At 69.8% G+C, this 16,933-nt stretch carries 15 protein-coding genes; 5 read left to right on the forward strand and 10 right to left on the reverse strand.

All coding sequences use genetic code 11. From position 1 onward, the window contains the following. Window positions 1-149: 149 nt before the first annotated feature. The 7 genes from aspA to ACZ60E_RS24875 all read right to left on the reverse strand — a co-directional run bounded on the left by aspA (window position 150) and on the right by ACZ60E_RS24875 (window position 6,310). On the reverse strand, window positions 150-1,568 hold the full coding sequence (aspA, locus tag ACZ60E_RS24845) for an aspartate ammonia-lyase (RefSeq protein WP_453793097.1): 1,419 nt from the start codon (window positions 1,566-1,568) through the stop codon (window positions 150-152). A 71-nt stretch (window positions 1,569-1,639) separates the two neighbouring features. Further along, entirely contained in the window at window positions 1,640-2,701 is a 1,062-nt protein-coding gene (locus ACZ60E_RS24850; protein ID WP_469443171.1) for an asparaginase, read from the reverse strand. Further along, on the reverse strand, window positions 2,698-4,167 hold the full coding sequence (locus ACZ60E_RS24855) for an amino acid permease (protein WP_469443173.1): 1,470 nt from the start codon (window positions 4,165-4,167) through the stop codon (window positions 2,698-2,700). The genes ACZ60E_RS24850 and ACZ60E_RS24855 overlap by 4 nt, the downstream gene beginning before the upstream one ends. Continuing rightward, complete coding sequence (locus ACZ60E_RS24860; protein WP_469443536.1) at window positions 4,164-4,853, reverse strand: FadR/GntR family transcriptional regulator; 690 nt, start codon at window positions 4,851-4,853, stop codon at window positions 4,164-4,166. The genes ACZ60E_RS24855 and ACZ60E_RS24860 overlap by 4 nt, the downstream gene beginning before the upstream one ends. Before the next feature lie 143 nt (window positions 4,854-4,996). Beyond that, the gene (gene crcB, locus ACZ60E_RS24865) at window positions 4,997-5,371 is read right to left on the reverse strand and encodes a fluoride efflux transporter CrcB (RefSeq protein ID WP_453793095.1); all 375 of its coding nucleotides are present in this window, start codon (window positions 5,369-5,371) and stop codon (window positions 4,997-4,999) included. Then, window positions 5,368-5,856 (reverse strand): fluoride efflux transporter CrcB, encoded by a 489-nt coding sequence (gene crcB / locus ACZ60E_RS24870; protein ID WP_469443176.1) that lies wholly within the window; start codon window positions 5,854-5,856, stop codon window positions 5,368-5,370. The genes crcB (ACZ60E_RS24865) and crcB (ACZ60E_RS24870) overlap by 4 nt, the downstream gene beginning before the upstream one ends. Before the next feature lie 52 nt (window positions 5,857-5,908). After that, the gene (locus ACZ60E_RS24875; RefSeq protein WP_469443178.1) at window positions 5,909-6,310 is read right to left on the reverse strand and encodes a nuclear transport factor 2 family protein; all 402 of its coding nucleotides are present in this window, start codon (window positions 6,308-6,310) and stop codon (window positions 5,909-5,911) included. 172 nt (window positions 6,311-6,482) lie between these two features. Here ACZ60E_RS24875 and ACZ60E_RS24880 point away from each other — a divergent pair, with 172 nt between their 5' ends. Beyond that, on the forward strand, window positions 6,483-7,994 hold the full coding sequence (locus ACZ60E_RS24880) for an AMP-binding protein (RefSeq protein ID WP_469443180.1): 1,512 nt from the start codon (window positions 6,483-6,485) through the stop codon (window positions 7,992-7,994). A 112-nt stretch (window positions 7,995-8,106) separates the two neighbouring features. Here the strand turns inward: ACZ60E_RS24880 and ACZ60E_RS24885 are convergent, their stop codons facing one another. Both ACZ60E_RS24885 and ACZ60E_RS24890 read right to left on the reverse strand, forming a co-directional pair. Further along, a complete protein-coding gene (locus ACZ60E_RS24885) occupies window positions 8,107-9,675 on the reverse strand; it encodes a glycoside hydrolase family 53 protein (RefSeq protein ID WP_469443182.1) in 1,569 nt (522 codons plus the stop codon). 266 nt (window positions 9,676-9,941) lie between these two features. Next, a complete protein-coding gene (locus ACZ60E_RS24890) occupies window positions 9,942-11,990 on the reverse strand; it encodes a beta-galactosidase (RefSeq protein ID WP_469443183.1) in 2,049 nt (682 codons plus the stop codon). Window positions 11,991-12,174: 184 nt separating this feature from the next. Between ACZ60E_RS24890 and ACZ60E_RS24895 the strand changes: the two genes are divergently transcribed. From ACZ60E_RS24895 to ACZ60E_RS24910, 4 genes are read left to right on the forward strand one after another with little or no spacing between them, the layout of a single operon-like run. Continuing rightward, window positions 12,175-13,497, forward strand: a complete 1,323-nt coding sequence (locus tag ACZ60E_RS24895) for an extracellular solute-binding protein (protein WP_384798843.1) — start codon at window positions 12,175-12,177, stop codon at window positions 13,495-13,497. Further along, window positions 13,494-14,468 (forward strand): carbohydrate ABC transporter permease, encoded by a 975-nt coding sequence (locus ACZ60E_RS24900; RefSeq protein ID WP_384798846.1) that lies wholly within the window; start codon window positions 13,494-13,496, stop codon window positions 14,466-14,468. Before ACZ60E_RS24895 ends, ACZ60E_RS24900 begins: the two co-directional genes overlap by 4 nt. Further along, the gene (locus ACZ60E_RS24905; protein WP_210890649.1) at window positions 14,465-15,370 is read left to right on the forward strand and encodes a carbohydrate ABC transporter permease; all 906 of its coding nucleotides are present in this window, start codon (window positions 14,465-14,467) and stop codon (window positions 15,368-15,370) included. Before ACZ60E_RS24900 ends, ACZ60E_RS24905 begins: the two co-directional genes overlap by 4 nt. Then, window positions 15,367-16,398 (forward strand): LacI family DNA-binding transcriptional regulator, encoded by a 1,032-nt coding sequence (locus tag ACZ60E_RS24910; RefSeq protein ID WP_384798850.1) that lies wholly within the window; start codon window positions 15,367-15,369, stop codon window positions 16,396-16,398. The genes ACZ60E_RS24905 and ACZ60E_RS24910 overlap by 4 nt, the downstream gene beginning before the upstream one ends. A gap of 9 nt (window positions 16,399-16,407) precedes the next feature. Here ACZ60E_RS24910 and ACZ60E_RS24915 read toward each other — a convergent pair whose 3' ends face one another. Beyond that, entirely contained in the window at window positions 16,408-16,797 is a 390-nt protein-coding gene (locus ACZ60E_RS24915) for an SseB family protein (protein WP_469443186.1), read from the reverse strand. Between the last annotated feature and the right edge of the window lie 136 nt (window positions 16,798-16,933).

Genomic DNA, 16,933 nt, shown 5'->3' on the forward strand with positions numbered 1-16,933 from the left:
CCACCCTCACCGGCCTCCACGTCTACGCAACCGCGCACGGCATCGCTCTCACGACAGAGACAAAACCACCGTGTTGATTCTTTACGAGCCCTAAGGGGCGCGGGGAACTGCGCGACAAGCCCCCACCGGCCGTCAGGTCACAACGGACCTCAGCCACCCGCACCCGCCCCTACGGGGTCACCGCCACCCGCCAACACCTCCGGCCGCAGCACCGCCGCCAGGCGGTCCGCCGGGAGCAGGCCCTTTTCCAGGACCAGCTCCGCCACCCCCCGCCCCGTGGCGAGAGCCTCCCGCGCGATCTCGGTCGCCGCCGAGTACCCGATGTACGGATTGAGCGCGGTCACCAGCCCGATCGAGTTCTCGACCGCCGCCCGCAACACCTCCGTGTTCGCGGTGATCCCCACGACACACCGCTCGGCGAGCGTCAGACAGGCCGCCCGCAGATGCGTGATGCTCTCGGACAGCGAGTGCAGAATGATCGGCTCGAACGCGTTCAGCTGAAGCTGACCCGCCTCCGCCGCCATCGTGATGGTGACGTCGTTGCCGATCACCTCGAAGGCGACCTGGTTGACCACCTCGGGAATCACCGGATTCACCTTGCCGGGCATGATGCTCGAACCGGCCTGCACGGGCGGCAGGTTGATCTCGTTGAGCCCGGCCCGCGGCCCCGACGACAGCAGCCGCAGGTCGTTGCAGACCTTGGACAGTTTCACCGCGATCCGCTTCAGCACCCCGGACATCTGGACGAACGCCCCGCAGTCCTGGGTCGCCTCGACCAGATTCGCCGCGGTCACCAGCGGCAGCCCGGTGATGTCGGCGAGGTGCCGGCGCGCCGCCTCCGCGTAGCCGGGAGGCGCGTTGAGCCCGGTGCCGATCGCCGTCGCGCCCAGATTGATCTCGTGGACCAGTTCGACGGCCTCCGCGAGCCGGCTGCGGTCCTCGTCCAGCATCACCGCGTACGCGGAGAACTCCTGCCCGAGGGTCATCGGTACGGCGTCCTGCAGCTGCGTACGCCCCATCTTCAGCACATCGCGGAACTCGACGGCCTTGCCCGCGAAGGCGTCCTCCAGGACGGACATCGCGTCGAGGAGCCCCCGCACCGCGAACACCGTGGCGACCTTGACGGCCGTCGGGTAGACGTCGTTGGTCGACTGCCCGAGGTTGACGTGCTCGTTCGGGTGCAGGAACGCGTACTCGCCCTTGGCGTGGCCGAGCAGTTCGAGCGCGCGGTTGGCGACGACCTCGTTGGCGTTCATGTTCGTCGAGGTGCCGGCCCCGCCCTGGATGACGTCGACGACGAACTGGTCGTGCAGCTTCCCCTGCCGGATCTCCCGGCAGGCCCCGACGATCGCCGCCGCCTTCGCGGGCTCCAGCAGGCCGAGTTCCTCGTTGGCGAGGGCGGCGGCCTCCTTGACCGCGGCGAGCGCCTCGATCAGGTGCGGGTACGCGGAGATCGGCATGCCCGTGATGGGGAAGTTCTCCCTGGCGCGCAAGGAGTGGACTCCCCAGTACGCCTCGGCGGGTACGTCACGGTCGCCGAGCAGGTCGTGCTCACTGCGGACGTTCATGTCGGTGCGGTTCTTCTTTCCGGGAGTTTTTCCGTGAGTTCTGCCGGGAGTCGCGAGGTGCGGCGAGGGGGTCAGGCGGGCCGACTCGACAGCGCCGCCGACGGCGGCGGCTCCGTCAGCTGGTCGAGCGCGCGGGTCGGCCGGATGTGGCCCACCACAGCGCCGCCCCCGAGGAGCGGCGCACCGGCGAACTCGGTGAGTACGGCCGGGTCGACGCCGGCCCGGGCGAGGGCCGCCGCGGTGACGGGTACGCGTGCGCGGTCGGCGCCGTCGGCGATCTTCACGGCGACGGCCCGGCCGTCCGGCAGCGCCGCGACCTGCACGCCCTCGAAGCCGTCCTTGGAGAGCAGCCCCGGTACGGCACGCATCAGCGCGGCGACGTCCCGGCCGGAGCCGGACGCCATCTCGGCGTGCTCGCGCATCGCGTCGGCCACCCGCGCCTCGGGCGTACCGGGCGGGGCGGTCGTGATCCGGGCGGCGGCGCGGGCGAGGCCGTGCAGCGAGACGGCGAACAGCGGTGCGCCGCAGCCGTCGACGGTGACCTGGGCGACGGACTGCCCGGTCAGGTCCTCGACGATCTCCTCGATCGCCTGCTGGAGGGGGTGCGACGGGTCGAGGTAGTCGTCGAGCGACCAGCCGTTGAGCCGTGCCGTGTAGAGCATCGCGGCGTGCTTGCCCGAGCAGTTCTGGGCGAGCCTCGACGGGAGCCGTCCGTCGCGGATCCAGTCCTCCCGGACGACCGGGTCGAAGGGCAGGTCGGGGACGTTGCGCAGGTCGTCCTCGGTGAGTCCGGCGAGTTCCAGGATGCGCCGGGTGCCGGCGAGGTGGCGTTCCTCGCCGGAGTGGCTGGCCGCGGCCAGCGAGAGCAGGTCGCCGTCGAGCGGCAGCCCGGCCCGTACCATCGCCACCGCCTGGACGGGCTTGAGCGCCGAGCGCGGGTAGAAGGCCGCCTCGATGTCGCCGATCTGCAGGTCCACGGTCCCGTCGGCGGCCAGCACGACCACCGAGCCGTAGTGGATGCCCTCGATGACACCGCCGCGTACGAGATGGGCGACGGGCGCGTGCAGCGGTTCCCTGACGGAGGGTGCCGCGCCGAGCGAACTCCCGCACCCGGCAAGGGAGTCGGTGCTCATGCGTCCACCTGGCCGTTCCGCACGGCGGCGACCCGGGCGCGTACCCCGTACCAGCCCGCCACGAGCGCCGCCACGATCAGCGGGAGGCACAGGACCGTCGTGCGGCCCGCTCCCCCGTCGGCGTACATGAGGACCAGGACGGAGGCGAGGAAGAAGAGGGTGACGAGTTCGGTCCAGGGCGAGCCCGGGAGCCGGTAGCCGGGGCGGTCGACCTCGCCCTCCTGGGACTTCCGCCAGAACTGCAGATGACAGATCATGATCATGCCCCAGGTGGCGAGGATGCCGAGCGCGGCGAAGTTGAGCACGATCTCGAAGGCGTCGGCGGGGACGACGAAGTTGAGCCCGACGCCGAGCACGCAGATACCGCTGGTCAGCAGGATTCCGCCGTACGGGACCTGGCTGCGGCTCATCACCGAGGTGAACCTGGGCGCCGAGCCGGCCATCGACATGGAGCGCAGGATGCGGCCGGTCGAGTAGAGCCCGGAGTTGAGGCTGGACATGGCGGCGGTCATCACGACCAGGTTCATCACGCCGCCCGCGGCCGGGATGCCGATGTTGGAGAGCACGGTCACGAACGGGCTCTCCCCGGCGGTGTACTTGTTCCAGGGCAGCAGCATGGACAGCAGGAGCACCGAGCCCACGTAGAAGAGTCCGACGCGCCACATGATCGAGTTGATGGCCTTCGGGAGGATCTTCTCGGGGTTCTCCGTCTCGCCCGCCGCGACGCCGACCAGTTCGACGGAGGCGTACGCGAAGACGACACCCTGGATGATCAGCAGCATCGGCAGCAGACCGCTCGGGAAGAGGCCGCCGTTGTCGCTGATGAGGGAGGGGCCGGGGGTGGCTCCGTCGACGGGGTGCTGGGTGACCAGGACGAAGATCCCGATCAGCATGAAGGCGACGAGCGCGCCGACCTTGACGATGGCGAACCAGAACTCCATCTCGCCGAAGATCTTCACCGAGATGAGGTTCACGGTGAGCACGACGGCGAGCGCGATCAGGGCGATCACCCACTGCGGGATGTCGGAGAACATGCCCCAGTAGTGGGTGTAGGTGGCGACCGCGGTGATGTCGGCGACTCCGGTGGTCGCCCAGTTCAGGAAGTACATCCAGCCCGCGGTGTACGCGCCCTTCTCGCCCAGGAACTCCCGGGCGTACGACACGAAGGCGCCGGAGGACGGCCGGTACAGGACGAGTTCGCCGAGGGCGCGGACGACGAGGAAGGCGAAGACTCCGCAGACGGCGTACGCGATGAAGAGGGACGGGCCCGCCTCCGCGAGCCGGCCGCCGGCGCCGAGGAAGAGGCCGGTGCCGATGGCCCCGCCGATGGCGATCATGTTGACGTGCCGGGACTTCAGGGACTTGCTGTACCCCGCGTCACCGGCGTCGACATGAGTGCTCGCCCTCCTCTTCGTCTCCGCCGGCTGCGTCTGTTCTTCGTGCTCTTCGAGGGACTGCTCGCTCACGCCTTGGTTCCGCCTTCTGTGGGGGTGCCCGCGGGGTCGGTGCGCTCGGGGCGCACGATCGCGGTGAGGGTCGTCTCGACGCGGTCGAGGTGGTGCGCCATGGCGTCGGTCGCGTCGGCCGCGTTGCCGTCGACGAGGGCCTCGACGATGGCGCGGTGCTCCCGGTTGGACTGCTCGCGACGGCCGCCGAGCTTGTTGAGGAAGGCGGACTGGCGGGCCAGTGCGTCGCGGATCTCCTCGATGACGCGGCGGAAGACCGGGTTCTGGGCGGCCTGCGCCACGGCGAGGTGGAAGAGCGTGTCCATGGCGACCCACGCGGTGGTGTCCCGCTCGCGCTCCATCCGTTCGAGCAGATGGGCCAGGTGGTCGAGGTCCTCGGGGGTCCGGCGCACTGCCGCGTATCCGGCCACCGGGATCTCGACGTGCCGGCGGACCTCCATCAGGTCACTGGCCGTGTAGTCGCCGAAGGTGGGGTCCTCGACGGGGCCTGTGGACACGACGAACGTGCCCTTGCCGGTCCGTGACACGGTCAGGCCCATGGTCTGCAGGGCACGCAGGGCCTCCCGGAGCACGGGCCTGCTGACCTCCAGCCGCCGGCACAGCTCCGCCTCGGAGGGCAGCTTGTCCCCCACGGCGTACTCACCGCCCTCGATGGCACCACGAAGATGCCCGAGTACGGCTTCCATGGCGCTGACGCGCCGCGGCACGGAGCCGCCAGCTGTCTGGCTGTCTGACAGGTTCACGGGGGTGATCCTGCGGGGCACGGCGGGTGACTGTCAAGGTCGGTCACCCGGCGGCCCACCGGCGGCCCGGTCACCCTGCCCGGTGGCTACGCCCAGACGGCCTGGGCCAGCGCGACCCCTGCGGAAGCCGCCGCGAGTCCTGCGGCCACGCTCGCGATCGCGTTGACGGCGGCTCGGGAGCGGGCGCCGGTCTCGGCCAGCCGCAGTGTTTCGTACGAGAACGTCGAGTACGTGGTGAGTGCCCCGCACAGGCCCGTGCCGAGGAGCAGCTGCAGGTGGGAGGAGGCCGCTCCGGCCGTGGCCGCGCCGGTCAGGGCGCCCAGGACCAGGCAGCCGACGACGTTCACGGTGAAGGTGCCCCAGGGGAAGCCCGAGTCGTGCCGGGACTGCACCGCGCGGTCGGTGAGGTAGCGCAGGGGTGCGCCGACCATGCCTCCGACGATCACCAGGACCCAGTTCACGAGGGGACCTGCCCCGCGCTCCACCGGGCCGCCACCCGGCGCGTCAGCGCCACGGCGGCCCACACGGCCGCGAGGGCCGCGAAGAGGGTGGCCGCGAGGTAGGCGAAAGCGGTCAGGGGGTGGCCCTCGCCGATCAGTCTCCGGATGTCCACGGCGTAGGTCGAGAAGGTCGTGAAGCCGCCCAGCACGCCGGTGCCGAAGAAGGGGCGCACCAGCCGGTGGGGCGCCCACACCTCGGTGACCAGGACCATGAAGACGCCGATCACGAAGCAGCCGACGACGTTGACCCAGAACGTGGTCCACGGGAAGCCGCCCGTCCGCGCGGGCCAGAGCAGTGCGGCCCCGTAGCGCGCGGACGCGCCGGCCGCGCCGCCCACCGCGACCACCGCCACGGCCGGCCCCTGTCCCCGCCACACCGGCGCGCGCCGGGCCGGCGCGGCGGGTTCCGCCGGTTCGTCCACGGTCTCCGGACGGGGGCTGGTCATGCGCGGTGTCTCCTGATCTCGGGCAGGAGATCAGGCTAACCGCCGGTGCCGGTCAGGTGGCGGCCGACGCCTCCTTGTCGATGGCTTCGAAGCGGGCCGCCATCGCCGCCTGGAGTGCCTGGGCCGCCGACAGGGGGCGGACCATGACGGTGAGGTCGTCGATCCGGCCGTCCTCGCCGAAGTGGAGGATGTCGCAGCCCTGGAGGGCGCGGTCCCCCACGCGCGCCTCGAAGACGAGGACGAGGTCACGGCCGCCGGGGTCGGCGATCTCGCGGACGTAGTGGAAGTCCTCGAACACCTCGATGACGGCGCCCAGGATCGCGGAGGTGATCGCCTTCCCGGCGTACGGCTTGAAGACCACCGGGCTGGTGAACACGACGTCCTCGGAGAGCAGGTCGACGGCGGCCGCGTGGTCGCCGTCCTCGACCGCCTTGCGGAAGGGGTGCGTCATCATCCACCTCTCATCTCTCTTGCTCACTGATACTCAACATGTTGATTAGGTGTGTCGGACAGTACTCTTCGGGCGCGTCGGTCCGCAATGGGTCGCCAGGGATCCGCGACGGCTCCACGGGGTACGCGGGCGGTCCGGCGAGGTAGGAAGGAACCACCGAACCGGAGGTGCTGTCGTGTACTACCCGCTGACCGTCCGTGACTTCCTCGACCGCGCGGCCCATGTCTACCCGGACCGCGTCGCCGTCGTCGACGAACCGGTACAGCCGGGGCCAGGCCTCGGCGAGCTGACCTACCGGGAGCTGGCGAGGCTCGCCCGCGCGCAGGCGGCCAGACTGGACCGGCTGGACGTGCCGGTCGGCGGCCGGGTCGCGGTGATCTCACAGAACTCGGCGCGCATGCTGACCTCGTTCTTCGGCGTCTCCGGCTGGGGGCGGGTCCTCGTACCGGTGAACTTCCGGCTCACCCCGTCGGAGATCGACTACATCGTCCGGCACTCCGGCGCCTCGGTCGTCTACGCGGACCCCTCCTGCGCGGAGGTCCTCGACTCCCTCGACGTCAAGCACAAGTTCGTCCTGGGCGACGACGACGATCTCTTCCTCACCGGCACCGAACCGCGGGACTGGGCGGAGCCGGACGAGGGCGCGACGGCCAGCGTCAACTACACGTCCGGAACGACCGCCCGCCCCAAGGGAGTTCAGCTCACCCATCGCAATCTGTGGCTGAACGCGACCGTGTTCGGCCTGCACACCACGATCAGCGACCGTGACGTCTATCTGCACACGCTCCCGATGTTCCACGCCAACGGCTGGGGCATGCCGTACGGCGTCACGGGCGTCGGCGGACGGCACATCGTGATCCGGCAGATCGACGGGGCCGAGATCCTGCGCCGCGTCGAGCGGCACGGCGTCACCCTGATGTGCGCGGCGCCCGCCGTCCTGAACGCCGTGCTCGACGCCGCCGCCGGCTGGGAGGGCGCGATCCCGGGCCGCGACCGGGTCCGTATCGTCTGCGCGGGCGCGCCGCCGCCGACCCGCACGATCGAGCGCGTGACGGTCGAACTGGGCTGGGAGTTCATCCAGATCTACGGGCTCACCGAGACCTCGCCCCTCGTCACGGTCAACCGCGGCCGCGAGGAGTGGGACGACCTCGACCCCACCGAGCGGGCCCGCAGGCTCGGGCGGGCGGGCGCGCCCGCACTCGGCGTACGCGTGGACGTCGACGTGGACGGGGAGGTGCTGACCGCGTCCAACCACAACCTCGACGGCTACTGGGAGCAGCCCGAGGAGACGGCGAAGGCGCAGGAGGGCGGCTGGTTCCACACCGGGGACGGCGGATACCTCGACGACGAGGGGTACCTGGTCATCTCCGACCGCAAGAAGGACGTCATCATCTCCGGCGGCGAGAACGTCTCGTCGATCGAGGTGGAGGACGTGATCACCTCGCATCCCGCGGTGCGCGAGGTGGCGGTGATCGGCATCCCGGACGCCAAGTGGGGCGAGCTGGTGACCGCGCTCGTGGTGACCGACGGATCCGGTGTCACCGCCGAGGAGTTGATCGCCCACTGCCGTGAGCGGCTCGCCGGTTTCAAGACGCCCAAGCGGGTCGACTTCGTGGAGTCGCTGCCGCGCACGGCGACGGGGAAGCTCCAGAAGTTCAAGCTGCGGGAGCCGTTCTGGCGGGAGTGACGGGGCCCTCCGGGGAGGGCGGGCCGGTCCGGGAGGTGGGGTGAAAACGGGTAACCGTTTCCACCCCACCCCCGTTGCGCTTCCAGGCTCTCGCCCGGTTACGTTCGGGCGGTCACCGGTGGCTGAACCACGCCATCGCCGGCAGGGCCTTGTCGTCGTAGCCGAACAGGGCCTGGTTCTCCCAGCCGTTGCCGGACGAGGGGTCCGTCGGGTCCCAGCCGTTGCCGGTCACCGCGGTCCAGGTGGACTCCCAGTAGAAGATGCCGAGACCGCGGCCGTTCGGGACGGCCTCCACGATGCTCGCGACATCCTTCATCCACTGGGTCTGGCCCGCCGTCGAGGCGGCGTAGCCGGGGACGAGTTCGCTCGCGAGGTCGATGATGTTCTCGGTCGCGTCCTCGCTGTCCAGCCGGAAGGGATAGGCGGTCTCGGCGAGGTACACCGGCTTGCCGTAGCGGGACGCCGCGTCGTCCAGGGTCGTCTGGAAGTCGGCGAGCGTGCCGTGCCAGTAGCCGTAGTAGGACAGGCCGATGACGTCGAACTTCACACCGTTGGAGACGGCGCTGTCGAACCACCAGCGGGTGCCCGCCAGGTCGCCGCCCTTGGCGAGGTGGATCGCCACGGTCGTACCGGAGTTGACCGCCTTGACCGCGTCGTAGCCCGAGTTGAGCAGCCCGGCGAGCTGCGCCCAGTTCGAGGTGGAGCCCTCGTTCCAGAGCATGCCGCCGTTGATCTCGTTGCCGACCTGCACCATGTCGGCCGTGGTGCCCTGTGCCTTCAAGGCGTTCAGAACGTCGTACGTGTGGTTGTAGACGTCCGTCTTCAGCTGGCTGTAGGAGTGGCTGGACCAGGCCGCGGGCTTGGACTGGGCGCCCGGGTCGGCCCAGGTGTCCGAGTAGTGGAAGTCGACGAGGAGCTTCATGCCCTGCGCCTTGACGCGCTTGGCGACGGCGAGGACGTGCGCCTTGTCGTTGTAGCCGTCGGCGGGGTTCACCCACACCTTGAGCCGGGCGTAGTTCTGCCCGGCGGACTTGAGGATGGCGAGGGCGTCACCGGTGGTGCCGGAACTGTTCTTGTAGACACCGCCCTTGGCTTCGCTCTTGGCGAGTGACGACACGTCAGAGCCCTTGATGGACAGAGCTGTTGATCCGGACGTGAAGGTCAGGTCGTCGACATTGATCCAGTTGCCGGCCTTGGCGTCGGAGTTGACGCTGATCGTGCACTGGTTGTTCGTCACGGCTATGGAGGTGACGATCCGGAGCCAGCCGCTGGACGACACGGGGATGTCGGTGCGCTGCTCCGCGCTGCCGCAGTTCTTGAGCGCGAGGTACGCGGAGTTCTGGCCGCCGCCCGAACGCACCCAGGCGGTGAGCGTGTAGGTGCCGTTGGTGAGGCCGGAGAGGTACTGGTACGTCTCCACCTTGTACGCGGAGGCCGAGTAGTGCGTGAGCCGGTAGCTGCCGGTGTGGCCGCCCGCCTCGGTGTAGGAGGCCGCGGTCTGGCCTCCGGCCGAGTAGGCCGTCCAGCCGGTGGGGGTGGCGGTGCCGGTGCCGTTCGATTCGAAGCCGGGGTTGGTGAGGGTGGTGGCCGCGGAGGCGCTCTGCGCGGGTAGCAGGGTCAGGGCGAGGCCTGCTGCCAGGGGCAGGAGCAGGGCCTTGAGTGTGCGTCTGGGATGGAACATCGTCGTCGTTGTCCCTTCGACGTGATGTGGATGTGATCCCCGTGCGGTGACGGGGGGTTTGCCTCGCCCCCGCCGCCCCTACCCGTTCCCGTCCACGGCTCGGGGGCGCTGCCCCCGAACCCCCGCTCCTCAAACGCCGGAGAGGCTAACCACCAGCCCGTCCGGCGTTTGAGGACGAGCGCGCAGCGCGATACGGGAACGAGGGGCGCAGCCCCATGCAGTGACGGGAAGGGTAAGGGCGGCGGGGGCGAAATCTGCGGGTCGGATCAGTCGTCGAGCCGCACGACCCGTACGGCCCCCGCCGGCACCGCGAGCCGCCCAGCAGCCCGCTCCCCGGTCAGCAACTCAGTCCCGTGCGCATCGAGCGGCACCTTGACCTCCACACCGGTGTGGTTGACCACGAAGAGGAAAGCCCCCGACTCCCCCACCCGCCGCACCACTTCGACGTCACGCGGCAGATCACCGCGCGGAGCGATCCGCGCGTCATCCGCGGCCCACCCGATCAACGCGTCCAGCCCGGCGGCGCCGAGCCGCGTGGACACGTACCACGCGGACCCCGCCCCGAGCCGGTGCCGGGTGACCGCGGGATGCCCGGCGGCGAGCCCGTCGGCGTACGTCCACACGGTCTCGGCACCGCGCGGCACGACGAACTCGCTCCACACGTCACCGGCGAGTCCGGAGCCGTCGGGACCGGTGAGGCGCACCCGGTCGCCCGCGAGGAGCGGCGAGAACTCCTCGACGGTCAGGCCGAGTACGTCCCGCAGCGGGCCGGGGTACGCGCCGTCGTGCACGGCGTCTTGCTCGTCGACGATGCCGGAGAAGTACGAGACGACGAGCGTGCCGCCGTTCTCGACGTACTCCTTGAGGTTGAGTCCGGCGGCCTCGGTCATCAGGTAGAGCGCCGGGACCACGACCAGCGGATAGGCCGACAGGTCGGCCTCCGGGTGGGCGAAGTCGACGGTGAGGTGCCGGTCGTAGAGGGCTTCGTAGAAGGAGTCGGCGCGCTCGCGCGGGTCGTGGTCCTCGCTCGGCCGCCAGGCGAGGTTCTGCGCCCACCAGGAGTGCCAGTCCCACAGGACGGCCGCGTCGGCGACCGTGCGGCTGCCGCGTACGGTGCTCAACGAGTCGACGGCCGCGCCGAGTTCGACGACCTCGCGCCACACGCGCGAGTCGGTGCCCGCGTGCGGCAGCATCGAGGAGTGGAACTTCTCCGCACCCCGTCGTGACTGCCGCCACTGGAAGAACATCGCGCCCTCGGAGCCCCGGGCCACATGGGCGAGCGAGTTGCGGGCCATCTGGCCGGGCGCCTTCGCGGGGTTGCGGGTCTGCCAGTTGACGCCCGACGTGGAGTGTTCGAGGAGCAGCCAGGGGGCGCCGCCCGCCACGGAACGGGTCAGGTCGGCGGCCATCGCGAGGTTCACGTGCGTACGGCGGCCGTCGGTGATCAGGTAGTGGTCGTTGCTGACGAGGTCGACCTCGCGGCCCCAGGCCCAGTAGTCGACGGAGTCGCACTGGCTGAGGGCGGTCATGAAGTTCGTGGTGACCGGGATGCCGGGTGCCAGGCGGTGCAGGATGTCCCGCTCGGCGACGAAGTTCTCGCGCATGGTGGCGTCGGCGAACCGCTTGTAGTCGAGCGCCTGGCCCGGGTTGCCCACGGTCGGGGCCAGCCGGGGCGGGTTGATCTGGTCGAGGTCGGCGTACCGCTGGCCCCAGAAGGCCGTGCCCCAGGCCTCGTTGACCGCGTCGATCGCGTTCGCCGTGCCGTCCGGGCCGGCCGTGCCGTAGGTCTCCGTGAGCCAGCGGCGGAAGTGCGCGGCGCAGTTCTCGCAGTAGCAGGCCGAGACCGGGACCCCGTACTCGTTGTGGACGTGCCACAGGGCGAGTGCGGGATGTGCGGCGTACCGCTCCGCCAGCCGCTCGGTGATGTTCGCGGCGGCGGCTCGGTAGTGCGGGTTGCTGTGGCAGATGGCGCCGCGCGAGCCGAACTCGTAACGGGTCCCGTCGGCGGCCACCGGCAGCGCCTCGGGGTGCTCCCGGTAGAACCAGGCGGGCGGCGCGACGGTCGGGGTACCGAGGTCGACGCGTATCCCGTTCTCGTGCAGCAGGTCCAGTACCCGGTCGAGCCAGCCGAAGTCGTAGGTGCCCGGCGAGGGTTCGAGCAGCGCCCAGGAGAAGATCCCGACGCTGACCATCGTGACGCCGGCCTCGCGCATCAGCCGGGCGTCCTCCGGCCAGACGGACTCCGGCCACTGCTCGGGGTTGTAGTCCCCACCGAAGGCGAGCCGGTCAAGGCCCTTGGGGGTGGTCTCCGGCATGGAATGTCTCCCGGTCAATCGATCATTTGGGAACGTGCACACACTGTTCCAGCGGCGCGGGCCCAACATAACCGCACAGCAACAACCATTGACAAGTGTCCGGGATGTTTCTCTACTGTGAACGCTCACAGAAGCATGGCAGGCCTCCGCAGCAGGCGGAGACCACGGTCAGGGAGATACATCCATGCCACACACGAAGCTGCGCCGCCTCGTGACCATCTCGGTCGCCGTCTCGCTCGGCGCCACCGCACTCGCCGCCTGCGGGTCCTCGGACGACAACGACAGCGAGGCCGATTCGGGGCCCGTCTCGCTGACGTACTGGTCCTGGACGCCGGGCATGGACAAGGTCGCCGACCTGTGGAACGAGGGCCAGGGCAAGAAGGACCAGATCAAGGTCACGGTCAAGAAGCAGGCGTCCGGCGACACACTGGTCACCAAGATCCTCACCGCGCACAAGGCCAAGAAGGCCCCGGACCTGGTCCAGGCCGAGTACCAGGCGCTGCCGACGCTGGTCAGCAACGACGCGCTCGCCGACATAGCCGGTGACGTGGACGGGGTGAAGGACAAGTTCGCCGAGGGCGTCTGGCAGCAGACCACCCTGGGCTCGGACGCGGTGTACGCGATCCCGCAGGACTCCGGGCCGATGATGTTCTACTACCGCGAGGACCTGTTCAAGAAGTACGGCCTCCAGGTCCCCAAGACCTGGGAGGAGTTCGCCGAGACCGCCCGCGCGCTGAAGAAGAAGGCGCCGGAGACGGACCTGACCACGTTCTCCGCCAACGACTCCGGGCTGTTCGCCGGTCTCGCGCAGCAGGCCGGCGCCAAGTGGTGGACCACCGAGGGCGACAAGTGGAAGGTCGGCATCGACGACGCGGCCTCGCAGAAGGTCGCCGACTTCTGGGGCGGTCTCGTCAAGGAGGGCGCGATCGACAACCAGCCGATGTACACGCCCGCCTGGAACAAGGCGCTGAACACCGGCAAGCAGATCGCCTGGGTCAGCGCGGTCTGGGCGCCGGGCACCCTCACCACCGCCGCGCCCGACACCAAGGGCAAGTGGGCGATGGCCCCGCTGCCGCAGTGGTCCGCCGCCGAGAACGTCACGGGCAGCTGGGGCGGTTCGTCCACGGCCGTCACCACGGACTCCGCGCACAAGTCGGCCGCCGCGAAGTTCGCCACCTGGCTGAACACCGATCCCGAGGCGCTGACCGCGCTCGCGAAGGAGGGCGGCATCTACCCGGCCGCCACCACCGCGCAGACCAGTGGCGCCTTCACCGAGCCGCCGGCGTACTTCTCGAACCAGCCGGACTTCTACACCCAGGCCTCCGCCATCGCGAAGACCACCGCGCCCTCCGCCTGGGGCCCGAACGTGAACGTCGCCTACACCACGTTCAAGGACGCCTTCGGCGCGGCCGCCAAGAACAAGTCGGACTTCGGCGCGGCCCTGACGAAGATGCAGGACGACACCGTCGCCGACCTCGACAAGCAGGGCTTCGAGGTCGCGGAGTGACCAGCGCACACCGGAAGTCGTACGGGGTCAAGGGGGCCCCGTATGCCCTCCCGTCTCCCACCACCACCCTCAAACGAGCGCGAAGCGCCCCCTATCTTTTCCTCCTCCCCGCGACGATCCTGTTCGCCCTGTTCTTCGCGCTGCCCATCGGCTACGCGGTCTGGCTCAGTCTGCACAAGGTCCAGGTCAAGGGCCTGGGTCTCGGTTCGGGGGCCCGGAAGGAAGTCTGGGCGGGCCTGGAGAACTACACCGACTCCCTCACCGACTCCGAACTGCTCGCCGGAGCGCTGCGCGTCCTCGGGTACGGCGCCATCGTCGTCCCGGTCATGCTCGGGCTCGCGCTGCTCTTCGCGCTGATGCTCGACGCCGACCGGGTCCGTCTCGCCCCGGTCACCCGCCTCGCGATCTTCCTGCCGTACGCCATTCCCGGCGTCGTCGCCGCGATGCTCTGGGGCTTCCTCTACCTGCCGGACGTCAGCCCCTTCTACTTCGTCCTCGACCGGCTGGGCCTGCCGCAGCCGGATCTGCTGGACGGCGGGCCGCTGTACATCGCGCTGTCCAACATCGCGGTGTGGGGCGGCACCGGCTTCAACATGATCGTCATCTACACCGCGCTCCAGGCCATCCCCACCGAGGTGTACGAGGCGGCCAAGCTGGACGGCGCCACCCCGCTGCAGACCGCACTCCGGATCAAGATCCCGATGGTGGTGCCCTCGCTGGTGCTCACCTTCTTCTTCTCGATCATCGCGACGCTCCAGGTGTTCAGCGAGCCGACCACGCTCAAACCGCTCACCAACTCCGTGTCCACGACCTGGAGTCCGCTGATGAAGGTGTACCAGGACGCCTTCGGCAAGGGTGACATCTACTCCGCCGCGGCGACCGCGGTGATCATCGCGTTCGTCACGCTGGTCCTGTCCTTCGGCTTCCTGCGGGCCGCGAACTCCCGTAACAAGCAGGAGGCAGCACGATGAGTTCTCTTGCCGTCCGCAAGGCGGCCCCGGCCGCCGGGACGACGCCCGGCACCGCTCAGGGGCCGCCGCTGCGCCGCCGCATCGCCTTCGTCCCGACGGTGACCCTGCTGATCGGCGCGCTCTACTGCCTGCTGCCGGTGGCCTGGGTGGTGATCGCGGCGACCAAGTCGGGCAGCGAGCTGTTCTCGACGTTCACGTTCCTGCCGGGCACGGGCTTCACCCAGAACATCTCCGACCTCAACGCCTACCGCGACGGCGTGTACTGGAAGTGGATGGGCAACTCCGCCCTCTACGCGGGCCTCGGCGCCCTCCTGTCGACGGCCGTGTCGGCGTTCAGCGGCTACGCGCTGGCCATCTACCGCTTCCGCGGGCGCGAGACCGTCTTCAACATCCTGCTGGCCGGCGTGCTGATGCCGCCGGTGATCCTCGCGATCCCGCAGTACCTCCTCATGGCGAAGGCCGACCTCACGGATTCCTACGCGTCCGTGCTGCTGCCGCTGATCCTGTCCCCGTACGGCGTCTATCTCGCGCGGATCTACTCCGCCGCGGCCGTGCCCGCCGACGTCGTCGAGGCGGGACGGATGGACGGGGCGAGCGAGCTGCGGATCTTCACCCGGATCGCGCTGCCGATGATGGTGCCCGGCCTGGTGACGGTCTTCCTGTTCCAGTTCGTGGCGGTGTGGAACAACTTCCTGCTGCCGTACATCATGCTCAGCGACGACGAGAAGTTCCCGATCACCCTCGGTCTGTTCACGCTCCTCGAACAGGGCTCCAACACCCCGGCCCTCTACACGCTGGTGATCACCGGCGCGCTGCTCGCGGTGATCCCGCTCGTCGCGCTCTTCCTGGTCATCCAGCGGTTCTGGAGTCTCGATCTGCTGTCGGGAGCCGTAAAGTCGTGACCATGAGCCAATCGGGGGGCCGGCGCCGACCGCCGACGATTCACGACGTCGCGCGCGAGGCCGGAGTGTCCCGGGGGACGGTGTCACGCGTCCTGAACGGCGGGCACTATGTCAGCCCCGCCGCGCAGGAAGCGGTCAACGCCGCCATCCGCAGGACGGGTTACGTCGTGAACCGGCACGCCCGCTCGCTGATCACCGGACGCTCGGACTCGATCGGCTTCCTGCTCACCGAACCGCAGGAGAGGTTCTTCGAGGACCCCAACTTCAATGTCCTGCTGCGCGGTTGCACGCAGGCACTGGCGGCGCACGACATCCCGTTGCTGCTGATGCTGGCGGGCACCGAGGACGAGCGGCGCCGCATCACGCGGTACATCACCGCGGGCCATGTCGACGGGGTGCTGCTGGTCTCCAGCCACTCCGGCGACCCGGTGGCCGAGCAGCTGCGCGACGCCGGTGTACCGCTCGTCATGTGCGGCAAGCCCATCGGCGTCGGCTCCAAGATCAGTTACGTGGCCGCGGACGACCGGGACGGCGCCCGCGACATGGTGCGCCATCTGGTGTCGCTCGGCCGGCGCCGGGTGGGCATGGTGACAGGACCGCTGGACACCCCCGGCGGTGTCGAGCGCCTGGCGGGCTATCGCGAGGTGCTCACGGAGTCGGGCATCGACCTGGACGAACGCCTCGTCACGTCCGGCGACTACAGCCGGGCCAGCGGCGAGGCGGGCGCCGAACTCCTCCTGGAGCGGTCGCCGGACATGGACGCGGTCTTCGTGGCCTCCGACCTCATGGCACAGGGCGTGCTGACCGCGCTGCACCGGGCGGGCCGGAGCGTCCCCGGTGATGTGGCGGTGGGCGGGTTCGACGACTCCTCCGCGGCCGTCGCGGCGAGCCCCGAACTCACCACGATCCGCCAGCCCTACGACCGAATCAGCTCCGAGATGGTCCGGGTGCTGCTCGCCCAGATCGGCGGAGAGGATCCGGCGGCGGTGATCCTGCCGACGGAACTGGTCAAACGCCAGTCCACCTGAGGCGGAGGCTCACCGGTCACCGGCGGACAGCAGTGTCCGTACGCCCTCGGCGGTCAGCATCACGCTGTCCGGTGACCCGGCGTCGATGGTCAGGGAGGGGTTCCTCGCGGGCCAGTACGCCGGAAGCGTGCCGAGCGGGACGAGACAGTAGTGGCGGACGCCCGGCAGGGCGTGGGCCATGCGGGCTTCCGAGGTGAAGACCCGCACGGTCCGCCCCGTGACGGGCAGGATCAGCGTCGTCGGGTCCCCGCCGTCGTCCGGGCCGTAGGACGGGATCAGTACGTCGCTGCCGGCGAGCGTCGCCCGCGCGCGCCGGTCCCCTCCGTCGTGGGCCAGCACGCTCAGGGCCCGGAGGATCACCACGGCGGTGTCTTCGTCGGTCGCGTCGATCATGGTCATGGTGCCGCGTCCCGTCTTCCCCGCGCGGCCCCGGAGACCTGATTGCCCGGAGATGATCCATCCGCGCGGAATGCACCTCATATACCCACTCGTCCCGCCCTCATGCGACACGCAAACAGATGCCCTGTACACTGAG

It is taken from the genome of Streptomyces sp. NPDC102514, assembly GCF_055584525.1.